This window comes from Streptacidiphilus fuscans, from assembly GCF_015690355.1.
In the GTDB taxonomy this organism is placed as follows: Bacteria; Actinomycetota; Actinomycetes; order Streptomycetales; family Streptomycetaceae; genus Streptacidiphilus; species Streptacidiphilus fuscans.
In genome coordinates this window covers 79,761-101,947 of record NZ_JADPRT010000024.1, presented here as the reverse complement: position 1 = coordinate 101,947, position 22,187 = coordinate 79,761, and the positions used below count along the sequence as shown (strand labels likewise).

Below are 22,187 nucleotides of genomic sequence, written 5' to 3'. Positions count from 1 at the left end.
CAGGGCAGATTGCCCACGTGTTACTCACCCGTTCGCCACTGATCCACCCCGAAGGGCTTCACCGTTCGACTTGCATGTGTTAAGCACGCCGCCAGCGTTCGTCCTGAGCCAGGATCAAACTCTCCGTGAATGCTTTCCCGTAATCGGGACATCCAACGCAGAGCGGCACAGCATCCGCTGGAATGGGCGGACCCGTGCACAGCATCCTCGCTGAAAATTTGTTCTCAAAAGTAACTGGCGTTGACTTTTGGCACGCTGTTGAGTTCTCAAGGAACGGACGCTTCCTTCGAATTCCCTCTCGGGCTTTCTCCGGGCGCTTCCTTCGTTTTCTACTCTATCAGAACTTTTCAGTCCCGATTTCGCAGTCCCCGTCAATCGGATTTCCGATTTCTTGGGGGTTTTGCTGCCCCGCTCTCGGCGGGGCAACTCGTAGAACGTTACGGCACGACCTGCTGGTTCTCCAAATCAGCGCGCCAGCTCAGCGCCCCGCGAGCGCGTCCAACGCCGCGCGGTCCAAGCCGGCGGCCTTCTCGACCTCCGTGGCGTCGACCGCGCCGCAGTCCAGACCGCGGAGCAGGTAGCCGCTGAGCGCCTTCGCCGTGGCCGGCTCGTCCATGACGTCACCGCCCGCGCGGGCGACGTACGCGGCCAGGCGCGCGGCGGCCGTGTCCAGGCCCTCGCGGTAGAAGGCGTAGACCGCCGCGTAGCGGGTCGGCAGGTGGCCGGGGTGCATGTCCCAGCCCTGGTAGTAGGCGCGCTCCAGGGAGCGGCGGACCAGGCGGTGGTGCAGCTGCCACGCGGCGTGGACCTGCTCGGTCGGGCCGGTCGGGATGACGTTGGTCGAGCCGTCCGACAGCCGGACGCCCGTGCCCGCCACCGCGACCTGCATGACGGCCTTGGCGTGGTCGGCGACCGGGTGCTCCATGCTCTGGTAGGCCGCGCTGACGCCGCACGACGCGCTGTAGTCGAAGGTGCCGTAGTGGAGGCTGGTGGCGCGGCCCTCGGCGGCCTCGATCATCCGGGCGACGGTCGCGCGGCCGTCGGCGCCGAGGATGGCCTGGGTGGTCTCGATCTGGATCTCGAAGCCGATCCGACCGGCCGGAAGGCCGCTCGCCTGCTCGAAGCCCTCGACCAGCCGCGCCATCGCGGTGACCTGCTCGGGATAGGTGACCTTGGGCAGCGTCAGCAGCAGCCCCTCCGGCAGCGCGCCGTTCCCCGCGTCGAGCAGACCGGTGAGGAAGAGGTCGAGCGTCCTTATCCCCCGCGCGCGGACGGCCGACTCCATGCACTTCATCCGGATCCCGACGAACGGCGGCGCGCTGCCGTCGGCGACGGCCTCGGCGACGAGTCGGGCCGCGCGCTCGGCGGCGGCGTCCTCCTCGGCGTCGGGGCGCGGGCCGTAGCCGTCCTCGAAGTCGATGCGCAGGTCCTCGATCGGCTCGCGCTCCAGCTTGGCGCGGACCCGGTCGTGGACGTCGGCGGCGAGCGCGGCGTCGGTCTGGCCCACGACGGCGGCGAGTGCGGCGGCGTCCGGGGCGTGGGCGTCGAGCAGGTCGAGTGCCTGGCGGCCCCAGCTGCGGACCAGGTCGCCGACGCCCTGGTCGGCGAGCGCGTCGGCCGGGACGTAGACGGTGTGGACCGGCTGACGCGTGCCCGGGTCGCCCGGGTAGCGGGCGGCGAGGTCGGCGTCGACCCCGGCGAGGGAGGCCTCGACGCCCTCGCGCAGCGTGGTGGAGAACGTGGTTCGCGCAGCCATGACTGCCCCTTCGCCTGTGTTGCCTGACAACGGTGTGACCCGCACTACTCATCAACAGTTTGTTGACGCGACGCTATCGACGCCAGGGCTGCCACGTCAACGTTTTGTTGCAGGCCAGTTCCCAAGCCTGGCGCCGGCGCCGCACCGATATTCGGTTGACCCAAGATCCACCCAGCCGATAGGCAGACGAGGTGTCGAACGCCCTCGCTCCGCTGCGCCATGCCAACTTCCGCCGACTGGCCCTCGGCCGCGCCACCAACATGCTGGGCAACGGCGTCGCCCCGATCGCCCTGGCGTTCGCGGTGCTGCGGATCACCGGGTCGGTGACGGAGCTCGGTCTGGTGGTGGCCGCGCGGTCGCTCTTCAACGTGGTCTTCCTGCTCTTCGGCGGCGTGGTGGCGGACCGGATGCCGCGCCGGTTGGTGCTCGTCGGATCGAGTGCGCTGAGCGCCGCGAGCCAGGGTTCGTTGGCAGCACTGGTGCTCACCCACCACGCGACGATCCCTCTGATGCTCGTCCTCTCCGCCTGCAACGGCACGTTCGCGGCCTTCGCCCTGCCCGCATCCTCTGCTCTGCTGCCGCAGACCGTGCCCACGGAGGAGCGTCGTCAGGCGAACGCGATCAACCGGATGGGCGCCAACAGCGCGATGATCGGCGGCGCCGCGCTCGGTGGCGCGGTGGTGGCTGCGGCCGGTCCCGGCTGGGGCCTGGCGATCGACGCGGCGAGCTTCGCCCTGTCGGGACTCTGCTTCTTCCGGGTGCGGGTCCGGGTCGCCCCTCTTCCCGACGCTGCCGACGCCGCGCCACCCGCGCGGCGCGGCATGTTCCGCGAACTCCACGACGGCTGGCGGGAGTTCGTGGCGCGACGCTGGGTCTGGGTGATCGTGGCCGCCTTCGGGTTCCTCAACGCCGCGTTCTCGGGCACGGTGCAGGTGTTGGGGCCGACGATCGCCGACAGGTCCTTCGGCAGCGGCGGTTGGGGGCTGGTGCTGTCCACGCAGACGCTCGGCATGCTCGTCGGCGGGGTGATCGGGTTGCGGATCCGGCCGCAGCGCCTGCTGCTGGTCGGGGTCTCCTGCATGGCCGCCGAGGCGCTGCTGCCCTCCGGGCTCGCGCTCGGCATGCCCGTGGCGAGCCTGGCGGTGATGAACTTCCTTGCCGGCATGGCCGTCGAGCAGTTCGGCATCGCGTGGGAGACCTCGCTCCAGCAGGAGATTCCCGAGGAGCGGCTGGCCCGGGTCTACTCCTACGACGCGCTCGGCTCGTTCCTGGCCATCCCGCTGGCCCAGGCCACCATCGGCCCGCTCAGCACGGCGATCGGCGTGCACGCAACCCTGCTGGGCGCGGCGGCGGTGATCCTCGCCTGCACCGTCGCCATGCTCGCCGTCCACGACGTGCGTGCGCTCAAGGTCCGCGCCGCCTAGGCCCCGCGACCGGCTAGGACGGCCGGTTCTCCTTCCGCCACACGAACGCCAGCCCCGACCAGTCCTCCCCCACCGCGGCCACCTTGACGTCGACGACACCCAACGGCAGCAGCACCTCCCGCAACAGGGTGTCCGTCAGGTCGCTGGTGTGCCCGGCCGCCCGACGCGGCCAGAGCACCCACAGGCACGACGCCCACGGCAGCGCCGCCACCAAGGCAGAGGCCTCGGAGCGCAGTTCGTCCGCCGAGCGGAAGAAGGCGAGGACGACGTCCGCGTCGGCCGCACGCCCGGCCCCCGAGTCCAGGTGGACGCCGTCCGGCAGGTCGGGGAGGGTCCAGCCCTCCGGAGCGTGCCGGAGCACGACGTGGTGGCCGGGCTTGATGCGCAACTTCCTGGCCAGCGGGGTGCCCGCGGAGCCGGTCATTCCGGCGCCCCCGGCGACTCCGGCCACTCCACGTCGGCTTCCTTCGCCAGCCGCCGCAGCAGCGCGGGCACGCTGGTGCCGATCGGCTCGCGGATCACCTCGGCCGCCACGCTGTCGTAGGGCGTCGGGTCGGCGTTGACGACGATGACCCGCGCGCCGCCCGCCAGGGCGACGTCGACCAGCCCGGCGGCCGGGTGGACCTGGAGCGTGGTGCCGACGGCGAGCAGGACGTCGCAGGCGGCGGCGATGGCGCGGGCCTCGCCAAGAACCTGCGGGTTGAGATGCTCGCCGAAGTAGACCGTCGCGGACTTGAGCACGCCGCCGCAGACCGTGCAGGGCGGGTCCGCCTCGCCCGCACGGACGCGGTCCAGGGCCTCGGCCATGTCTCCGCGCGCGTGGCAGCGGGTGCACTCGGTGCGGCGGGCGGTGCCGTGCAGCTCAAGGACCTTGCGCGGGCTGACGCCGCCGAGCTGGTGCAGGCCGTCGACATTCTGCGTCAGCACGCGCAGTGGCAGCCCCGTGCGCTCGTAGGCGGCGAAGGCGCGATGGGCCGCGTTGGGCTGCACCTGGAGGACGCCGGTCCGCAGACGCAGCTGCCAGCTGCGGGCGCGGATCTCGGGATCGGCGAGGTAGCTGTCGATGGTGACCAGCCGCTGGTTGGCGGGGTCGTCGCGCCACAGCCCCTGCGGACCGCGGTAGTCCCGCAGGCCGGAGTCGGTGGAGACGCCGGCGCCCGTGAGCGCGGCGACGAGAGGACGGAAGGCCTCGGCCGAGCTGGTCTGTCCCATGAACAGAAACGTAGCGAGCGATCGGCCGCCGGGCGACCCGGTTTTCGCATCGGTGACACCTGCTGGTTTTCCCATCGGTGACCCCTGCGAAGACCACCGGAAAACTCGGTGCAGACACCTGTTGCGCGGAGGTGACTGAGCAGTATGTTGACAACATGTCTAATAAGCGGCCGGCCTGGGAGCCGGAGGATCTGGAGCGCTTTCGCGCCGTCCAACAGCTCGCCTACCGCTGCGCGCAGACCGTGGCGGAGGGCCTCGAACCGGGCGTCACCGAGAAGCAGGCAGCCCAGCGGATGCGTCGCTGGCTGGAGGAGAACGGCGGGGACGACTGGTTCCACGTCCCGTTCGCCTGGTTCGGCGACCGCACGACCTTCCACCGGTTCCGCACGCCGCTGCAGTTCTTCCCGACCGACCGGCGGCTCGAAGAGGGGATGCCGTTCATCCTCGACTGCGCGCCCGTCGCCCAGGGCTACACCGCCGACATCGGCTACGCGGGCAGCCTCGGCGGCAACCGGGTGCAGCAGCAGATCCTGGACGACCTCAAGGAGTACCGGGAGCTGATCCTGGCTCAGGTGCGCGAGCGCAAGCCGCTCAACGAGATCTACCTCGCCGTGGACGCACTGATCGCCAAGCACGGCTACGAGAACCGGCACCGCGTCTACCCGGGCCGGGTGCTGGCGCACCAGGTCACCCGGCTCAAGTCGCGCGGGCCGCGCACCGTCGTGGCCGGGTTCGGCGTCCGCAGCCTGCAGACGCTCGGGCGGGAGCTGGTTGCCGAGCGGATCCAGCACCGCTCGCCGCTGTGGGCCGACGGCAAGTCCTCCGCCCACGCCCCGACGCCCGGCCTCTGGGCCGTCGAGCCGCACCTGGGCCTGCGCGGCATCGGCGCCAAGTTCGAGGAGCTGCTCGTCGTCACCGAGGACGACGCCTACTGGCTCGACGACGACCTGCCGCACGTCCGCACCTGGGCCGCCAAGGAGAACGCAGCATGAACGAGCGCATGGAGCCCATGAAGGAGCAGCAGAGCTTCGTGACCGCGCCGGACGGGGTGCGGCTCGCCGTCTTCGAGTGGGGCGCGCGCTCCGCCGACACCACCGTCGTCCTGGTGCACGGCTACCCCGACAGCCATGTCGTCTGGCGGCCGATCGCCGAGCAGCTGGCCGAGCGGCACCACGTCGTCGCCTACGACGTGCGCGGCGCCGGGGCGTCGGACGCGCCGCGCCGGGTCTCCTCCTACACGCTGGCCACCTTGGAAGCGGACCTCGGCGCGGTGCTGCAGCAGGTCAGCCCGGAGCGGCCGGTGCACCTGGTCGGGCACGACTGGGGGTCGATCCAGTCGTGGGAGTCGGTCACCGGCACCGCGCTGGCGGACCGGATCGCCTCCTTCACCTCCGTCTCCGGACCGTGCCTGGACCACGTCGGCCAGTGGTTCCGCAGCAAGCTGCGGCGGCCGAGCCCGCGCGCGCTGGGCCAACTGGCCTGGCAGAGCGTGCACTCCTGGTACATCGGCTACTTCCACCTGCCGTTGCTGCCCCCGCTGCTGTGGCGCACGGCGATGGTCAAGGCCTGGCCCGCGCTGCTGCACGCGATCGAGGGCGTGCCGCGCGGCAGCGGCGCGCCGACCTTCCCCACCGACGCAGTGCGCGGACTGGCGCTCTACCGGGCCAACATGATCCCCCGGCTGAGCCGCCCCCGGCACCGGCCGACCGAGATCCCGGTGCAGGTGGTGCTGCCGCAGAAAGACCTCTACGTCACCCCGTCCATGGCCGGTCAGGCCCCGCAGCCCTACGTCGACCGGCTCTGGCGCCGCCCGCTGCGCGCCGGCCACTGGGCGCCGCTGACCCACGACGCGGTGCTGGCCAACTGGATCGACGAGTTCGTCACCCACATCGAGGGCGGCCCGACCGCTCCCGCGCTCCAGCGTGCCGAGGTCAACAGGCCGCAGCAGGACGGGGAGCAGAAGGAGCACGCCGGAAAGCTCGTGATCGTCACCGGCGCGGGCAGCGGCATCGGCCGGGCCACCGCGCTGGCCTTCGCCGAGGCCGGTGCGGCGGTGATCGCCGCCGACCTGAACGCGGAGTCGGCCGCCCGCACCGCGCACCTGGCATCGCTGCTCGGCGCTCCGCGCACCGGCTCGTACGCCGTCGACGTCTCCGACCCGGCGGCCATGGAGGACTTCGCCAAGGCCGTCGCCGAGGAGCACGGCACGCCGGACGTCGTCGTCAACAACGCCGGCATCGGCCTGGGCGGCGCGTTCCTGGACACCCAGACCTCCGACTGGGACGCGGTGCTCGGCGTCAACCTGATGGGCGTGGTCCACGGCTGCCGCCTCTTCGGCGCGATGATGAAGGACCACGGCAACGGCGGACACATCGTCAACATCGCCTCCGCCGCCGCATATCTGCCCTCGCGCACCCTCTCCGCCTACGCGACCAGCAAGGCGGCCGTGCTGATGCTCTCCGAGTGCCTGCGCGCCGAGCTGTCCGACGACGGGATCGGCGTCAGCGCGGTCTGCCCCGGCTTCGTCAACACCGCCATCGCCAAGGCCACCCGCTACGTCGGCGTCAGCAGCAGCGAGCAGGAGAAACTGCGCGGCAAGGCGGACCGCCTCTACCGGATGCGCAACCTGCCGCCGGAGCGGGTCGCCGACGCCGTGCTTCGCGCGGTGCGCGAGAACCGCCCGGTCGTACCGGTCGCCGCCGAGGCCCGGATCGGCCGCGCGCTGAGCCGCCTCTCCCCCGGCACCCTGCGCGCCATCGCCCGCGCCGACCTGACGCCCCGCTAGAAGTAGAGAGAGGAGTCACCCCCGTGACCGAACTCGCCGTCAGCACCGAGCACGCGCCGCTGCAGGCGCGCCGAGTGACCTTCGACTGGACCGAGACGCCGCTGCACTGGGTCCCCGACGACCCGTTCTCCACCCACATGATCAACGTGCTGCACCTGCTGCTGCCCGCCGGCGAGAAGTGGTTCGTCGACGTCTACAAGCAGGCGCTGCCGCTGGTCCGCGACCCGCAGCTGCGCGAGGACATGATCGGGTTCATCGGGCAGGAGGCGGTGCACTCGCAGGCGCACTCCACCGTCCTCGACCACATGATCGCGCAGGGGCTGGACCCCTCCCCCTACACCGCGCAGATGGACTGGTTCTTCGAGCACCTGCTCGGCAACCACACCGCCCCGCCGATGGCCACCGCGTGGTGGCTCAAGGAGCGGGTCGCCGTCATCGCCGCCATCGAGCACTTCACCGCCGTGCTCGGCAAGTGGGTGCTGGACGCGCGGGGCTTCGAGCAGTACGGGGCCGACCCGGTGATGGTCGACCTGCTGCGCTGGCACGGCGCCGAGGAGGTCGAGCACCGCTCGGTGGCCTTCGACGTCTTCCAGCATGTCGACGGCGGCTACCCGCGTCGGCTGCGCGCGATGACCACCGTCTTCCCGACGATGTTCTGGCTGTGGGTGCGCGGCGTGAAGTTCTTCATCGCCAACGACCCGGAGCTGACGCCTGCTCAGCGCAAGGTGCTGGAGCCGAAGATGAAGGACTGGGTGCGGGCGGCCAAGGCCGATCTGGTGCCCTCGCCGAAGGAGATCTTCTCTGCTGTCCCGCGCTACATGCGCAAGCGCTACCACCCCACCCAGGAGGGCTCGACCGCCAAGGCGCTGGCCTACCTGGCCGGTTCGCCCGCCGCGCGGGCCGCCGCCGCGCAGGCGGAGGCGGCGACCAAGCCGCTGCACCTGGTCGTCGCCGACCGGCGCACCCCGGCCGAGGGCGTGGCTGAGCTGCTGCTCACCTCCGCCGACGGCGCGGACCTGCCCGCCTGGGAGCCCGGCGCGCACCTGGACCTGCTGCTGCCGTCCGGCCTGGTCCGGCAGTACTCGCTCTGCGGCGACCCGGCCGACCTGAGCGGCTACCGCATCGGCGTCCGGCTGACCGAGGACTCCCGGGGCGGCTCCAAGGAGGTGCACGAGATGCTGGTCGCGGGCGCGTCCGTGGAAGCCCACCGCCCGCGCAACCGGTTCCCGCTCGGCGCGGGCAAGGGGCCGCGCGCGTTCGTGGCGGGCGGCATCGGCATCACGCCGATCCTGCCGATGGTGCGCGAGAGCGCGGCACGCGGCAGCGACTGGCGGCTGCTCTACATCGGCCGGTCCGCCGAGACCATGCCGTTCCTGGACGAGATCAAGGCCCTGCCCGAGGCGGAGAAGCGGGTCACGGTCGTGACCACGGACACCGAGGGTCTGCCCGACCTGGCCGCCGCGCTGGAGTCCGCGCCGCACGGCGCGGTGGTCCACGTCTGCGGCCCCGAGCCGCTGATGGACGCCGTCGTCGCCACCCTCGCCGAGCTGCGCCCCGGCGTCGAGGCCCGGCTGGAGCGGTTCCACCCCGCCGAGGACAGCGCCCACGGCGACACCGTCGAGGTCGAGCTGCGCCGCACCGGCGCCACGCTGACCGTCCCGGCGGACCGCAGCGTCCTCAGCGCCGTCCGCGACCGACTGCCGGACGTGGCCTACAGCTGCGAGCAGGGCTTCTGCGGCACCTGCAAGGTGCGGGTGCTGGGTGGCACGCCGGAGCACCGGGACGCCCTGCTGAGCGTCGATGAGCGCGCGGAGTCGATGCTGATCTGCGTCTCCCGCAGCCAGGACGGCAAGCTGGTGCTGGACCTGTGAGCACGACCGAGCACAGCTGAGCTGACGATCCGTCAGATCTCCTCGCGCCGCTGCAGCCGGAGGAAGGCGAGCCATCCCGGCAGCAGCGGCAGCCAGAACGTGCACAGGCGGTAGACCAGGACCACCGGCACCCACGTCCCCGTGGGGGTGCCGGTGGTCACCCGCAGCGCGACGGCGAGCGCCGTGTCCACCGAGCCGATGCCGCCCGGCACCGGCACCGCCGATCCCACGGTCGAGCCGAGCAGTTGGGCGAGGGTGACCTCGGCGAATCCGGGCGCCAGCCCGAAGGCGCGGGCGCAGCAGTACAGGCAGACGGCGGCCATCAGCGTGACCGCGAGCTGACCGAGGATGCCCACCGTCAGTTTGCCCGGCTGGTGCAGCAGTTGCCCGAACCTCGGCCGGGCCTCGCGCAGTCGCGCCACCAACCAGCGCCGCAGCTTCGGCACCCCACCCCCGACGGCGACGACGGCCGCCACCACACTCGCCGCGACCAGCAGCGTCGTCCCGGTCGGCAGCGAGGCGGCGTAGTCGGCGCCCACGGACGCGCCGAAGCCGACGATCAGCAGCACGTGCAGCGCCAGCCCGACGATCTGCCCCAGCGCCACGCTGGCCAGCGCCTGCGTCTGCGGGATCCCGGACCGGGCCAGGAACCGGGTGTTGACCGCCGCACTGCCCAGCCCGCTGGGCGTGGCCAGGTTGACGAAGAACCCCGACAGCTGCGCCAGCAGCGCCCCGCGGAACGACACCCGCTCCGGGACGAAGCCGACCACCGCGAACGTCGCCCCGACCGACCCGGCCGCCGACGCCAGCAGCGCCGGGACCAGCCAGACGGCGTCGGCCTTGGCGAGGGCCGGCAGCGGGTCGGCGTCGTGGCGCACGATCTGCAGCAGCACCACGTACGCGACGACCGAGCAGAGCGCCAGCGTCACCATCCGCCGCGCCATCGGGCCCCGGAGCATGATCTTTCCGTTCCCGACGGGTCGTCAGGCAAACATCGCCCCACCCTGCGGCGATGTCGCGGTGCCCAAACTTCGCGGGCCTCTCACCTGGCCGCAACATGGTCAGGGAAGACTTGGTGCACGGACCCCTCCGGTACCTCACTCTCGTACCTCACTCCTCACTCGCGAACCCCCCGCGGAAGGACGCACATGGAGAACAGGCTCAGCCCGTTGGACGCGGCCTTCTGGAGCCTGGAATCCCCCGACGCGCCGATGCACATCGGCGCGCTCGCCCACTTCGACGGCGCCGCCGAGGGCGGCGGGCCGGACCTGGGCGCCGTCGCCGCGGTGCTCGCCGAGCGCGCCCAGGCGATACCCCGGCTGCGGCAGCGGGTGCGCACCCCCTGGAACCCGCTGGAGGGCCCGTACTGGGAGGAGCAGCCGAACTTCGACGCCGCCGCGCACATCGCCACCCACGCCGAGGACGCTGACGCGAGCGCCGACTCGACGGACGCCCGCGTCGCCGCGCTGATGGCCGCGCCGGTGCCCCGGGAGGCGCCGCCGTGGGAGATGCACCTGCTCGCCCGTGGCGACTCCGGCTTCTCGCTGCTGCTCAAGGTCCACCACGCCGCCGTCGACGGTCTGCGGGCGCTCGACGTCGGCGTCCGGCTGCTCGACCAGTTCGCCGGACGCGAGAAGTCTGCCGCTGCGGGCAAGCGGAGGCCCGACGGCCAGGACCGGCACGCCGCACCCACCGGGCCGCTGCCGCTGCGCGCCCTGCGGTCGATCCCCGTCGAGGCGAAGCGCACGCTGCGGGCCGCCGAGATCGCGGGCGACACGCTGCTCTCCGTCGCCGGGAGCGCCCCGCGCAGCCTGCTCCAGCCGACCGCCCTGCTCCACCCGTCGGCACTGCTCCAGCCGTCGCTGCTCCGCCCCGAGCCCGCGACCCCCGAGCTGGCGCTGCCCTCCTACCCGCTCGACGACCTGCACCGGATCCGCAAGGCCCACGGCGGCACGGTCAACGACGTCGTCCTCGCCGTGCTCGCGGGCGCGCTGCGCACGGTGGCCACCAGGAACGCGCGGGTGCTCGTCCCGGTCAGCCAGCGGGCGCGGCTCGGCGCGCCGGGCGGCGGCAACCGGCTCTCCGGCTACCTGCTCGACCTCCCCGTCACCGAGCCGGACCCGCGTCGGCGGCTGGAGCTGGTGCGCGCCGCGATGGACGCGCACAAGCAGCGCGGCCCGCGTCGCGGCGCGGGCGCGGTGGCGCTGCTGGCCGACCTGCTGCCCGCCCCCGGTCACCGCCTCACCGCCCCGCTGCTGCGCCCGACCGCACCCCTGCTCTTCGACGCGCTGGTCACCAACGTGCCGATGCCGGACTTCCGGTTCACCCTGGACGGGCACACGCTGACCGCCCTGTACCCGCTGCCGCCGCTGGCCCGGGGGCAGGCGCTGGCGGTGGCGGTCAGCAGCTACCGGGGACGGCTCCATGTCGGCCTGCGGGGCCGCCTCGGTGCGACCTCTCCCCACCCGGTGGCCGACCTACACCGGGCATTCGACGCATCCCTGACAGAACTGCTCTCCACCTGCTGACCAGCGCCCTGCCCGCCGCCCCGTTCGGCGTCCTGTCCGCCGTCCTGTCCGCCGTCCGGTTCGCCCTCGAACGCCAGCCCTACCCCGCTACGCTGACGTGCATGACCGCCGCATCAGGCGCCACATCGGGGGCCGCATCCGGGCCGGCGCCGGGCTCATCGCCCCGGCCGCGCCGCAGGCTCAGCGTCGAGCAGCGGCGCGAACAGCTGATCGCCGTCGCACTCGACTTCTTCGCGCACCACGCGCCCGAAGAGGTGTCGATCGACGACATCGCCGCCGCCGCAGGAGCCTCAAGGCCGCTCGTCTACCACTACTTCCCCGGCAAGCAGGCCCTCTACGAGGAGGCGACCCGGCGTGCGGGCCGCGAGCTGGCCGGGCTCTTCGACGAGCCGCAGGTCGGCCCGCTCTCGGAGCGGCTGCACCGGGTGATGGGCCGCTACCTCGACTTCGTCGACGCGCACGGCCCCGGCTTCGCCGCGATCATGCGCAACGGCTCGGCCTCGTCGAGCCCCGGCACCGGCGCGGTCATCGACCAGGTCCGCCAGGCGGCACTCGACGCGGTGCTCAGCCACCTCGCGCTCCCCGATCCGAGCCCCCGCGTCCGCCTGGCCGTGCGGTCCTGGATCGGCAATGCCGAGATCACCGCGCTCGCCTGGCTGCAGGACGAGAAGGGCCGGTTCTCGCGCGAGGAGCTGCAGCTGGCGCTGGTACAGGAGTTCGTGGCGCAGCTGCTGGTGGTCCTGGTCCACGAGCCAGGGCTGGCCCCCGCGATGAGCGGCTGGCTCGCCGAGGAGCAGCCGGACGGACCGGCCGGGCTGCTGCTCCACCGCCTGGTCGCCCTCCTCGGCGACGGGCCGCTGGCGTCGGAGGGACTTCGCCTCGTGGCGGGCGATCCCGACACGACCGGCGGTACGACTGTCGGCTGAGATCAGATATGAATGATTGTTCATTCCTTCCGGTATAGTTCCCCGTGGAGACCATCGACGGAGGAGCCACCGTGAGCCACACGCACGAGGCGCACGCGCAGGACGCCCACCCCCAGGACGCCCACGCGCACGAAGGCCACGCGCACGGCGGCCACGGGCACGACGGCCACAGCCACGGCGTGTCCGCCGACGCGGACCGGCGCTACCTGACCGGCGCGCTCGCGCTGATCGGCGCGTTCATGGCCGCCGAGGTCGTCGTCGGCCTGCTGGCGCACTCCCTGGCCCTGATCTCCGACGCCGGACACATGCTGACCGACGCCGCCTCGATCGTGCTCGCGCTGATCGCCATGCGGCTGGCCGCGCGCCCCGCCAAGGGCTCGCTGACCTTCGGCCTCAAGCGCGCCGAGATCCTCTCCGCCCAGGCCAACGGGATCACCCTGCTCGCGCTGTCCGTGATCTTCCTCTACGAGGCCGTGCGGCGACTGATCAGCCCGCCCGCCGTCGAGGGCGGCGTGGTGCTGGCGACGGCGCTGGTCGGGATCGTGATCAACGTGCTGGCGGCCTGGCTGATCTCCCGCGCCAACCGGTCCAGCCTCAACGTCGAGGGCGCCTACCAGCACATCCTCAACGACGCCTGGGCGTTCATCGCCACCGCCGTCGCCGGACTGGTCGTGCTGCTCACCGGCTTCGACCGCGCCGACGCGCTGGCGACGCTGGCGGTGGCGGGCCTGATGCTCAAGGCGGGCTACGGCCTGGTCCGCGAGTCCGGCCGGATCTTCCTGGAGGCCGCCCCGGCCGGCCTGGCCCCGGACGCCGTCGGCGCGCGGCTGGCCGCCCTGCCCGGCGTGGTCGAGGTGCACGACCTGCACATCTGGACCATCACCTCCGGCTACCCGGCACTCTCCGCGCACATCCTGGTCCGCGACGACCTCGACTGTCACGCGGTCCGGCTCTCCATGGAGCACGAGCTGCGCGAGCACTACGCGATCGACCACACCACGCTCCAGGTCGACCACGCCTCCCCGGAGACGCTCCAGCTCTCCCCCACCGGGGAGGACCCGAGCCACTGCCGCGACCCGCACGGTACGGCGCACCGCGCCCACTCCTGATCCGCTCCTGACGCGGTCGCCGTCGTTCACGTTCACAGTTGACGCACTGTTATCAACCTGTGATCTGTTTATTTCGGTCGTTATCCGACATTCCCCAACCTCGGCACTCCCCTGCGTAGGCAGACTTACGGAACGCTTAGCCACGCGCGCACTAACGTGACGGCGCGGGGACGCTACGCGCCCCCCATCAGCCGAGCAGCAACCGAGGACCGATGACCCAGAACAAGCCGTCGAACTCCGAGCGTCGCCGAATAGCTCAGGAGAAGATCGCCGCCCAGCGCGCGGCGGAAGCTCGACGCCAGCGGAACGTCACCATCGCCATGTCGGTGGGCGGCGTCGTTCTGGTCGGCGCCCTCGTCGGAGTCGGTGTCTGGGCCTTCAACAGCCAGAAGGCACAGACCGTCAAGCAGGACGCGGCGGCCCAGGCCAGCGACCCCTCCATCGACAAGAGCGCGACCCTGCTCGCCTCCACCGCGCACCAGGCCGACGGCAACGCCGTCGACGGCGTCGTGCAGAGCAACTCGATGGAGCAGACGGTCTACCACATCCACTCGCACCTGCAGATCTACGTCAACGGCAAGCAGGAGATGGTCCCCTACGGCGTCGGCATCATCCCGCCGTACAGCCTGCAGCAGGCCCAGGACGGCTCCGCCTTCGTCGGCGGCGGCAAGGCGTTCTACTTCCTGCACACGCACGACGAGAGCGGCATCATCCACGTCGAGTCGCCCACCCAGCAGCAGTACAACCTGGGCAACTTCTTCGACGTCTGGGGCCAGCCGCTCAGCCGCGGCCAGATCGGCCCCGACAAGGGCACCATGACCGTCTTCGTGGACGGCAAGGTCTACACCGGCGACCCGCGCGCGATCCAGTTCAAGAACCTGGAGAAGATCCAGATCGACATCGGCTCGGTCACCCCGTACAAGGACTTCACCTGGCCGCAGGGCTACTAGGCCGTCGCACCAGCAGCCACGAGCCACCCGGGGACGCGATGAGCGACGAAGCAGCGGATATCGACGTCGACCTCAATGACGTCGACGATGTCGATGACGCCCACGACCTCGAAGCCCTCGAAGCGCAGGCCGCCGCGCTGGAGCAGGCGGCGGCCGGGCGCGGCGGACTGCGCGGCGCGCGGCGCACGCTGCTGGTCCAGGGCCCGCTGGTCGCCCTGCTCGCGCTCGGACTGCTGCTGTGGGGCCGCTCGGCCCCAACGTCGAGCGCCGCGGCGGCGACGGCCAACCCGCCGCGGCTGGCGTGCGTCTCCCCCTACCTCGCCCCGCCGGCGAAGTCGACGGGTCCGGTCGACGCCTACCTCACGCTGCGCAACGGCGGCGGCACGGCGGACCGGCTGACCGACGTCACCACGCCCTGGGCCGCCACGGCCCAGCTGGTGGACCCCTCCGGGCACGTCCTGCCCTGGCTCACGGTCCCGGCCGACGGCTCGGTGACCCTGAGCCCCGGCGGCACGCACATCGAACTGACCTCGCTGCGGCGCACGCCCGCCCCGCACGACACCATCCAGCTCGACCTGACCTTCGCCACCTCCGGCACGGTCCACGTCTGGGCCCCGGTCGGCCCGGCCAACAGCCTGACCGTCGAGGACGTCATGCACGCGATGAAGTGGATGGACCGCCTCCCGCCCGCGAACGCGGACCAGTAACCCGCACCACCACCCGCACCACCACCCGCACCACCACCCGCACCACCACCCGCACCACCACCCGCACCACCACCCGCACCACCACCCGCACCACCACCCGCACCACCACCCGCACTACCCGACCCTGGTTCGTCACACCTGAATATTGCTGAGCAAAACTCACTATTAGCAATGGCAATAGTGAGCTATGCTCGATCCCATGAAGCAGATCGGTCCCGACTGGACGCCCCCGCCCCGCGATGCGGGCACGCCGCGGGCGCCGCGACAGCTCCGCCGGATTCTCCGGCTGTTCCGCCCGTACCGGATGCGACTGCTGGTGGTCGCCTTCCTGGTCGGCCTCTCCTCTCTCGTCTCGGTCGCCTCGCCGTTCCTGCTGCGGGCCGTGCTGGACGTCGCGATCCCCGAGCGGCGCACCGGACTGCTGTCCGTGCTGGTCCTCGGGATGATCGCGGTCGCCGTGGCGAACTCGGTCTTCAACGTGTGGCAGACCTACATCTCCACCAGCGTCGGCCAGCAGGTCATGCACGACCTGCGCACCTCCGTCTACGCCCACCTGCAGCGGATGCCGCTCGCGTTCTTCACCCGCACCCGCACCGGCGAGGTGCAGTCGCGGATCGCCAACGACATCGGCGGCATGCAGGCGACCATCACCTCGACCGCGACCTCGCTGGTCTCCAACGCCACCACCGTCATCGCCACCGTCATCGCCATGGTCGCGCTCGACTGGCAGCTGACCATCGTCTCCCTCGCGCTGCTCCCGCTCTTCGTCTGGATCAGCCGACGCGTGGGCAACGAGCGCCGGCGGATCGCCAACGAGCGGCAACGGCAGATGGCGTCGATCTCGTCGATCATGCAGGAGTCGCTGTCGGTCAGCGGCATCCTGCTGGGCCGGACCATGGGCCGCTCCCGGGCGCTGAGCCACGACTTCTCCCGCGAGTCGTCCGCGCTCGCCGACCTGGAGGTCCGGGCCGACATGGCCGGGCGCTGGCGCCAGTCGACGATCCAGATCGTGATGGCCGCGATGCCCGCGGTCATCTACTGGGTGGCCGGGCTGACCGCCGGTCCGCACGGCACCGCCGTCTCGCTGGGCACCCTGGTCGCCTTCACCACGCTGCAGCAGAGCCTGTTCCGGCCGACCGTCCAGCTGCTGCAGACCGGCGTGGCCGTCCAGGTCTCCCTCGCGCTCTTCCAGCGCATCTTCGAGTACCTCGACCTGGTCCCCGACATCACCGAGAAGGAGAACGCGGTCACGCCCGCCGGACGCGTCCACGGCGAGGTCCGGTTCGAGGGCGTCGGCTTCCGGTACGACAACCGCCAGGCCCGGCCGACGCTGCAGGACATCGACCTGACCGTGCCGCCGGGCGGCTCGCTGGCCGTCGTCGGCGAGACCGGCTCCGGCAAGACCTCGCTCAGCTACCTGGTCCCCCGGCTCTACGACGTGACCGAGGGCCGCGTCACCATCGACGGCGTCGACGTACGCGACCTCAGCTTCGCGGCGCTGTCCGACGCGGTGGGCGTGGTCTCGCAGGAGACCTACCTCTTCCACGCCTCGGTCGCGGAGAACCTGCGCTTCGCCAAGCCCGACGCCACCGACGCGGAGCTGCACGCCGCCGCCCGGGCCGCGCAGATCCACGACCACATCGCCTCGCTGCCCGACGGCTACGACACCCTGGTCGGCGAGCGCGGCTACCGCTTCTCCGGCGGCGAGAAGCAGCGCCTGGCGATCGCGCGGACGATTCTGCGCAACCCGCCCGTACTGGTGCTCGACGAGGCGACCAGCGCGCTGGACACCCAGACTGAGCAGGCCGTGCAGCAGGCCCTCGACACCCTGTCCGCCGGTCGCACGACCGTCACCATCGCCCACCGCCTGTCCACCATCCGCGACGCCGACCAGATCGTCGTCCTCGACGCCGGCCGGATCGTCGAACGCGGCACCCACGACGAGCTGATGGCCCTGCACGGCCACTACGCCGCCCTGCTCTCCCGCGACAGCGGGCTCGCCACGGCGGAAGCCGTCCCTGTCGGTCCGTCAGCCTCCTGAGCACGTCCTCAGCACGTCCTGAGTGCGTCCTGAGCGCGTCCTGAGTGCGTCCTCAACAAAATGTCCTGAACGGAGTTCCCGTTCGGAGCAACCAAGCCGACGTTCGGAAAGTCTGCACAGTCGACGATGTGTCAACTCGCACAATCGTCACAGGCAGCACCAACCAACGTCGGAAGGATCCACTCAGTGGTCTCACCTTTCAGGGCGCGCGTCCGTCGCGCGCTGGCGGCCGGCCTCGGCACGGCCGCGGTGGCCGCGCTGGCCCCTCTGGGACTGGCCCAGCCTGCCGCAGCGGCGACCACGCCGATCTGCACCTCCGCCAAGAACCCGGCGCTGGCCGCCAGGCTGTCGCGTGACATCGCGTCAGCCCTGCGCGGTCGCTACGACACCTACGCGCTCTCCGTCTGGGACCAGAGGACGGGCGTCTCCTGCGCGCTCCACTCCAGCTGGCACTTCGACTCCGCCAGCGTGGTCAAGGCGACCATCATGGGCGCCGTGCTGCGCCGGGCCGAGGACGAGCACCGCTACCTGGACTCGTTCGAGGTGAGCAACCTGCGCACCATGATCGAGAACTCCGACAACCAGTCGGCCACCAACCTGTGGGACAACCTCGGCATGGCCGAGCTGAACCACTTCCTGCGCCTGGTCGGCATGACCAACACCCACCTCGGCGAGGGCGGTTACTGGGGCCTGACCCAGATCACCGCGCACGACGAGATGAGGCTGCTGGACGCCTTCACCGACCGCACCGACGTGCTCTCCCCCGCCGGAAAGGCGTACGCGCTGGGCCTGATGGGCCACGTCGAGTCCGACCAGCGCTGGGGCACTCCGTACGGGACCCCGGCCGGTGTCGCCGCCCACAACAAGAACGGCTGGCTGCCGCGCGCCTCGCTCGGCTGGCGGGTGCACAGCATCGGCGTGTTCACCAGCAAGACCAAGGACTACCGGATGGTCGTGCTGACGGACAACCAGTCGACCATGGGCTACGGCATCACGACCATAGAGCGTGTCGCGCTCGCCGTGCACGACGACCTCGGTCGGTACAACGCACCGCGCGCAGCCGCCCAGACGGCCCCGCAGCTCACCCCCGCCGCCCCGAGCGGCACGGCCGGCGACGGCTCCGCGCCGTACGGCACGGTCAAGCAGTAAGCGCTCCGACGCACACCGCAACACCCGAGCACCTGAACACCCGAACGCTCGAAACACCCGCAACACGCGATGCGCCTCGTCCGGCTTTGGCCGGGCGGGGCGTTTCGCTTTACAGGACGAGTCGCTATGCTCATCACTGCGCATCTACACGCTCATCTGAGCATGAATGAACAGAGATCCTGACCCACCACACCCGGAGGACAGCCGGTGAGTTCTCAGACGTCGATCGAGATCGCCTCCCAGCCCGACTGCTGGCAGCAGGGGATCGACCTGCTGCCGCAGGTGTCCGGTCTGCTGCCGCGACCGGGCGAGCGAGTGGCCGTGGTCGGCTGCGGCACGTCCTGGTTCATGGCCCAGGCCTACGCCGCGCTGCGCGAGGCGGCGGGCGAGGCGGGCGGCGAGACCGATGCCTTCGCCGCCTCCGAGGCGCCGCTGGGCGACACGTTCTCGCGCCGCTACGACCGCGTCCTCGCGCTCTCCCGCTCCGGCACCACGACCGAGGTGCTCGCCCTGCTCGAGGCCCTGCGCGGCACGGTGGCCACCACCGCGATCACCGCCGACCCGGCCACCCCCGTCGCCGACCTGGCCGACGACCTCGTGGTGCTGGACTGGGCCGACGAGCGCTCCGTCGTCCAGACCCGGTTCCCCACCTCGCAGATGGTGCTGCTCCGCGCGCACCTCGGCGAGGACGTCGCGCACCTGCCCGCGCAGGCGGCGGAGGCGCTGGACGAGCCGCTCACCGACGAGGTCGTGACGGCGGAGCAGGTCAGCTTCCTCGGCCGCGGCTGGAGCTACGGCGTGGCCCGCGAGGCGGCCCTCAAGGTCCGCGAGACCGCCGCCTGGTGGACCGAGTCCTACCCCGCCATGGAGTACCGCCACGGCCCGATCAGCGTCGCCCGCCCCGGCCGCGTGGTCTGGAGCCTCGGCCCGCTCCCTGAGGGCCTGGACGACCAGATCCTGGCCACCGGGGCGCACCTGGTGACGCCGCGTCACGACCCGCTGGCCGAGCTGGTCAAGGTGCAGCGCCTCGGCGTCGCCCTGGCCGCCCGCCTCGGCCGCGACGTCGACAACCCGCAGCACCTGACCCGCTCCGTGGTCCTGGCGTGAGCGACCGTGCTCGGGTGATCCTCACCGTCACGCTCAACGCGGCCCTCGACGTCACCTACGTCGTGGACGCGCTGCGACCGGGCACGACCCATCGGGTCCGCTCGGTCGCGGAGCGGGCGGGCGGCAAGGGCGTCAACACCGCCCGGGTGCTCACCCACCTCGGCGAGGAGACCCTGGCACTGGGCCTGGCCGGCGGTGCGGCGGGTGCCGCGCTCCGCGCCGACCTGGACGCGTCGGGCATTCCGCACCGGTTCGCGCCGGTCGCCGGGCAGACGCGGCGCACCCTCGCCGTCGTCTCGCGCGAACACGCGGGCGAACACGCGGGCGAACACGCGGGCGGACGCAGGGGTGAGGTCACCGGCCTGTGGGAGCCGGGGCCGGTCGTCACGGACGAGGAGTGGCAGGCGTTCGTCCGCGACTGCTTCACGCCCGCGCTCGACCGCGCCAGCGCGGTGGTCCTCTCCGGCAGCCTGCCGCCGGGTGTGCCCGGCGACGCCTACACGCAGCTGGTCCGTCTTGCCGCCGAGGCCGGGGTGCCGGCACTCGTCGACGCCGACGGCCCGGCGCTGCGGGCGGCGCTCACGGCCGCTCCCGCGCTGGTCAAGCCGAACGCCGAGGAGGCCCGCCGCGCGCTCGGCGCCGCCACCGCCGCACCGGAGCTGCCCGCGGGACTCCCCGCCGCGCTCGTCGCCGCCGGTGCCCGCGCCGCCGTCGTGTCGGCAGGTGCCGATGGCCTGACGGCGTGTTGGAACGGCGAGCGCCTCCGCCTCGCGCCGCCGCGCGCCGTGAGCGGAAACCCCACGGGGGCGGGTGACGCCGCGTCCGCCGCGCTGGCGCTCGCGCTCGCCCGCGACACCCCGCCCGCCGAGGCGCTGGCCGACGCCGTCGCGCTCTCGGCCGCCGCCGTCGCCGCTCCCCTCGCCGGGGACTTCGACCCGGACCTCTACGCCGAACTCACCGCGCTACTCCGCACCGAACTGGAGCTCCCGCCGTGCCCCTCGTCCCGCTGAGCCGGATCCTCGACGCCGGACCCGTCTTCGCCTTCAACGTGATCCAGATCGAGCACGCCGAGGCGATCCTGGCCGGTGCCGAGCAGGCCAAGGCGTCCGTCGTGCTGCAGATCAGCGAGAACGCCGTGCGCTACCACGGCGCGCTCGCGCCCCTCGCCGCCGCCGCGCGCCTGGCCGCCGAACGGAGCGGCGCCGACGCGGCGCTCCACCTCGACCACGCCACCGACGAGCGGCTGGTCCGCGAGGCGGCCGAGCACGGCTTCGGCTCGGTGATGTACGACGGCTCGACGCTGCCGTGGGCGGAGAACCTCCGCACCACCGCCGAGGTGACCGCGTGGTGCCACGAACACGGTCTCTTCGTCGAGGCCGAACTCGGCGCGATAGGAGGCAAGGACGGCGCCCACGCCCCCGGCGTGCGGACCGATCCGGCGGAGGCGGCCGAGTTCGTCGCCCGCACCGGCGTGGACGCGCTCGCGGTCGCCGTCGGCAGCGAGCACGCGATGACCTCCCGCACCGCGCGCCTGGACCTGGAGCTGATCGGGCGTCTGCACGCCGCCGTCCCGGTGCCGCTGGTGCTGCACGGCTCCTCCGGCGTCCCGGACGAGACCCTGGTCGCCGCCGCCGCGGCGGGAATGCGGAAGATCAACGTCTCCACGCACCTCAACCGCCTCTTCACCGAGGCGGTCCGCGACGCCCTCGCCGCCGACCCGAAGCTGGTCGACCCGCGCCGCTGGCTCGCCCCCGGACGCGACGCGGTCGCCGCCGAGGTCGCCCGGCTGTCGGGGCTGCTCAAGGGCTGACGCGGCGTCAGGCCCGTCAGGCGGTGATCACCCGCACCCGGGCCTCGGCCAGCGCGCTGCGCTCGGGCTCGGGCGGGGTCGCGTCGGTGACCACGGCGTCGATCTCGCGCAGCGGGCAGATGCTGGCGAAGGTGGCCTTGCCGAGCTTGCTGGCGTCCGCCAGCACCACGCCCTGCGAGGCCACCTGGAGGAAGGCGCGGTCGGTGTGCGCCTCCATCTCGTCGTGGGTGGTGCAGCCCGCGTCGGCGCTCAGGCCGTCGACGCCGATGAAGGCGATGTCCAGCCGGTATCGGGCCAGGTGCTCGTCGGCGGCCGGGCCGACCAGCTCGTAGCTGGCGGTGCGGGCCTGCCCGCCGATCACGACCAGCCGGATCTCCGGACGGACGATCAGGTCCGCCGCGATGTTCACCGCGTTGGTGACCACGGTCAGCCTGCTGCCCTCACCCGACTTACTGCCCTCCGCGACCCGGCTGCGCTCGGCCAGCAGCCGGGCCAGCTCGGTGACGGTGCTGCCGCCCGCCAGCCCGACCACCGCGCCGTCCGGCACCAACTCGGCGGCGGCCAGCGCGATCCGGTGCTTCTCGTCCTGCCGCGCCCCGGCCCGGTGCCGCAGCGGGAGCTCCAGGTTGACGCTGCCGGTCACCGCTCCGCCGTGGGTGCGCCGGAGCAGCCCCTGCTCGTCCAGCGCCTGCAGGTCGCGCCGGATGGTGGCCCCGGAGACGTCCAGGAGCTCGGCGAGCTCGTGCACGTCGGCACTGCCGGCCCGCGCGACATGGTCCAGGATCCGGGCGAAACGATCGGCCTTCAGCATG

At 72.2% G+C, this 22,187-nt stretch carries 19 protein-coding genes, 1 rRNA gene and 1 pseudogene; 15 read left to right on the top strand and 6 right to left on the bottom strand.

The features are described 5' to 3' along the window. Together I2501_RS37160 and I2501_RS37155 are read right to left on the bottom strand one after the other, a co-directional pair. Positions 1–130: ribosomal RNA gene (locus I2501_RS37160) — 16S ribosomal RNA — on the bottom strand; the annotation flags it as partial. Positions 131–478: 348 nt separating this feature from the next. Beyond that, on the bottom strand, positions 479–1,756 hold the full coding sequence (locus I2501_RS37155; protein WP_196198492.1) for a DUF6986 family protein: 1,278 nt from the start codon (positions 1,754–1,756) through the stop codon (positions 479–481). Positions 1,757–1,947: 191 nt separating this feature from the next. On the opposite strand from I2501_RS37155, the gene I2501_RS37150 reads away from it, so the two are divergent. Then, positions 1,948–3,180, top strand: a complete 1,233-nt coding sequence (locus I2501_RS37150; RefSeq protein WP_196198491.1) for an MFS transporter — start codon at positions 1,948–1,950, stop codon at positions 3,178–3,180. 13 nt (positions 3,181–3,193) lie between these two features. Here the strand turns inward: I2501_RS37150 and I2501_RS37145 are convergent, their stop codons facing one another. Both I2501_RS37145 and I2501_RS37140 read right to left on the bottom strand, forming a co-directional pair. Then, the gene (locus I2501_RS37145) at positions 3,194–3,604 is read right to left on the bottom strand and encodes a DUF3052 domain-containing protein (protein ID WP_196198490.1); all 411 of its coding nucleotides are present in this window, start codon (positions 3,602–3,604) and stop codon (positions 3,194–3,196) included. Then, positions 3,601–4,392 carry an SIR2 family NAD-dependent protein deacylase gene (locus tag I2501_RS37140; protein ID WP_196198489.1) on the bottom strand — a complete coding sequence of 264 codons (792 nt, stop codon included), beginning with the start codon at positions 4,390–4,392 and terminating at the stop codon, positions 3,601–3,603. Before I2501_RS37140 ends, I2501_RS37145 begins: the two co-directional genes overlap by 4 nt. A gap of 155 nt (positions 4,393–4,547) precedes the next feature. Between I2501_RS37140 and I2501_RS37135 the strand changes: the two genes are divergently transcribed. The 4 genes and pseudogenes from I2501_RS37135 to I2501_RS40040 all read left to right on the top strand — a co-directional run bounded on the left by I2501_RS37135 (position 4,548) and on the right by I2501_RS40040 (position 9,048). Further along, on the top strand, positions 4,548–5,384 hold the full coding sequence (locus tag I2501_RS37135; RefSeq protein WP_196198488.1) for a M24 family metallopeptidase: 837 nt from the start codon (positions 4,548–4,550) through the stop codon (positions 5,382–5,384). Next, positions 5,381–7,177 carry an SDR family oxidoreductase gene (locus I2501_RS37130; protein WP_236047937.1) on the top strand — a complete coding sequence of 599 codons (1,797 nt, stop codon included), beginning with the start codon at positions 5,381–5,383 and terminating at the stop codon, positions 7,175–7,177. Before I2501_RS37135 ends, I2501_RS37130 begins: the two co-directional genes overlap by 4 nt. Positions 7,178–7,200: 23 nt before the next feature. Continuing rightward, a pseudogene (locus I2501_RS40045) lies at positions 7,201–8,103 on the top strand (metal-dependent hydrolase); the annotation flags it as partial. 249 nt (positions 8,104–8,352) lie between these two features. Further along, positions 8,353–9,048 carry a flavin reductase family protein gene (locus I2501_RS40040; RefSeq protein WP_328806867.1) on the top strand — a complete coding sequence of 232 codons (696 nt, stop codon included), beginning with the start codon at positions 8,353–8,355 and terminating at the stop codon, positions 9,046–9,048. Between the two features lie 32 nt (positions 9,049–9,080). Here the strand turns inward: I2501_RS40040 and I2501_RS37120 are convergent, their stop codons facing one another. After that, positions 9,081–10,007 carry a lysylphosphatidylglycerol synthase transmembrane domain-containing protein gene (locus I2501_RS37120; RefSeq protein ID WP_196198486.1) on the bottom strand — a complete coding sequence of 309 codons (927 nt, stop codon included), beginning with the start codon at positions 10,005–10,007 and terminating at the stop codon, positions 9,081–9,083. Positions 10,008–10,196: 189 nt separating this feature from the next. On the opposite strand from I2501_RS37120, the gene I2501_RS37115 reads away from it, so the two are divergent. The 10 genes from I2501_RS37115 (at position 10,197) to I2501_RS37070 (ending at position 21,375) form a co-directional block, all read left to right on the top strand. Next, positions 10,197–11,576: a wax ester/triacylglycerol synthase domain-containing protein gene (locus tag I2501_RS37115; protein ID WP_196198485.1), complete on the top strand. Its 1,380-nt coding sequence runs from the start codon at positions 10,197–10,199 to the stop codon at positions 11,574–11,576. Positions 11,577–11,677: 101 nt separating this feature from the next. Next, the gene (locus tag I2501_RS37110) at positions 11,678–12,502 is read left to right on the top strand and encodes a TetR/AcrR family transcriptional regulator (protein WP_196198484.1); all 825 of its coding nucleotides are present in this window, start codon (positions 11,678–11,680) and stop codon (positions 12,500–12,502) included. Positions 12,503–12,573: 71 nt separating this feature from the next. Beyond that, entirely contained in the window at positions 12,574–13,611 is a 1,038-nt protein-coding gene (locus I2501_RS37105; RefSeq protein WP_196198483.1) for a cation diffusion facilitator family transporter, read from the top strand. Between the two features lie 212 nt (positions 13,612–13,823). Next, positions 13,824–14,561: a hypothetical protein gene (locus tag I2501_RS37100; RefSeq protein ID WP_196198482.1), complete on the top strand. Its 738-nt coding sequence runs from the start codon at positions 13,824–13,826 to the stop codon at positions 14,559–14,561. Between the two features lie 38 nt (positions 14,562–14,599). Then, positions 14,600–15,268: a copper chaperone PCu(A)C gene (locus I2501_RS37095; RefSeq protein ID WP_196198481.1), complete on the top strand. Its 669-nt coding sequence runs from the start codon at positions 14,600–14,602 to the stop codon at positions 15,266–15,268. Between the two features lie 199 nt (positions 15,269–15,467). Beyond that, on the top strand, positions 15,468–17,309 hold the full coding sequence (locus tag I2501_RS37090; protein WP_196198480.1) for an ABC transporter ATP-binding protein: 1,842 nt from the start codon (positions 15,468–15,470) through the stop codon (positions 17,307–17,309). A 186-nt stretch (positions 17,310–17,495) separates the two neighbouring features. Beyond that, a complete protein-coding gene (locus I2501_RS37085; RefSeq protein WP_328806864.1) occupies positions 17,496–18,458 on the top strand; it encodes a serine hydrolase in 963 nt (320 codons plus the stop codon). A gap of 207 nt (positions 18,459–18,665) precedes the next feature. Next, the gene (locus I2501_RS37080; protein ID WP_196198478.1) at positions 18,666–19,565 is read left to right on the top strand and encodes an SIS domain-containing protein; all 900 of its coding nucleotides are present in this window, start codon (positions 18,666–18,668) and stop codon (positions 19,563–19,565) included. Next, positions 19,562–20,575 (top strand): 1-phosphofructokinase family hexose kinase, encoded by a 1,014-nt coding sequence (locus I2501_RS37075; RefSeq protein WP_328806863.1) that lies wholly within the window; start codon positions 19,562–19,564, stop codon positions 20,573–20,575. The genes I2501_RS37080 and I2501_RS37075 overlap by 4 nt, the downstream gene beginning before the upstream one ends. Further along, positions 20,557–21,375 carry a class II fructose-bisphosphate aldolase gene (locus I2501_RS37070; protein ID WP_196198477.1) on the top strand — a complete coding sequence of 273 codons (819 nt, stop codon included), beginning with the start codon at positions 20,557–20,559 and terminating at the stop codon, positions 21,373–21,375. Before I2501_RS37075 ends, I2501_RS37070 begins: the two co-directional genes overlap by 19 nt. A 16-nt stretch (positions 21,376–21,391) precedes the next feature. Here I2501_RS37070 and I2501_RS37065 read toward each other — a convergent pair whose 3' ends face one another. Further along, positions 21,392–22,186, bottom strand: coding sequence for a DeoR/GlpR family DNA-binding transcription regulator (locus tag I2501_RS37065; protein ID WP_196198476.1), 795 nt, complete (start codon positions 22,184–22,186; stop codon positions 21,392–21,394). Between the last annotated feature and the right edge of the window lies 1 nt (position 22,187).

Coding starts and splice junctions, on each gene's coding strand:
- I2501_RS37110 (WP_196198484.1), top strand. CDS start 11,678: ATGACCGCCGCATCAGGCGCCACATCGGGGGCCGCATCCGGGCCGGCG.
- I2501_RS37115 (WP_196198485.1), top strand. CDS start 10,197: ATGGAGAACAGGCTCAGCCCGTTGGACGCGGCCTTCTGGAGCCTGGAA.
- I2501_RS37120 (WP_196198486.1), bottom strand. CDS start 10,007: ATGCTCCGGGGCCCGATGGCGCGGCGGATGGTGACGCTGGCGCTCTGC.
- I2501_RS37100 (WP_196198482.1), top strand. CDS start 13,824: ATGACCCAGAACAAGCCGTCGAACTCCGAGCGTCGCCGAATAGCTCAG.
- I2501_RS37130 (WP_236047937.1), top strand. CDS start 5,381: ATGAACGAGCGCATGGAGCCCATGAAGGAGCAGCAGAGCTTCGTGACC.
- I2501_RS37065 (WP_196198476.1), bottom strand. CDS start 22,186: ATGCTGAAGGCCGATCGTTTCGCCCGGATCCTGGACCATGTCGCGCGG.
- I2501_RS37140 (WP_196198489.1), bottom strand. CDS start 4,392: ATGGGACAGACCAGCTCGGCCGAGGCCTTCCGTCCTCTCGTCGCCGCG.
- I2501_RS37090 (WP_196198480.1), top strand. CDS start 15,468: ATGAAGCAGATCGGTCCCGACTGGACGCCCCCGCCCCGCGATGCGGGC.
- I2501_RS37155 (WP_196198492.1), bottom strand. CDS start 1,756: ATGGCTGCGCGAACCACGTTCTCCACCACGCTGCGCGAGGGCGTCGAG.
- I2501_RS37135 (WP_196198488.1), top strand. CDS start 4,548: ATGTCTAATAAGCGGCCGGCCTGGGAGCCGGAGGATCTGGAGCGCTTT.
- I2501_RS37145 (WP_196198490.1), bottom strand. CDS start 3,604: ATGACCGGCTCCGCGGGCACCCCGCTGGCCAGGAAGTTGCGCATCAAG.
- I2501_RS40040 (WP_328806867.1), top strand. CDS start 8,353: ATGCTGGTCGCGGGCGCGTCCGTGGAAGCCCACCGCCCGCGCAACCGG.
- I2501_RS37095 (WP_196198481.1), top strand. CDS start 14,600: ATGAGCGACGAAGCAGCGGATATCGACGTCGACCTCAATGACGTCGAC.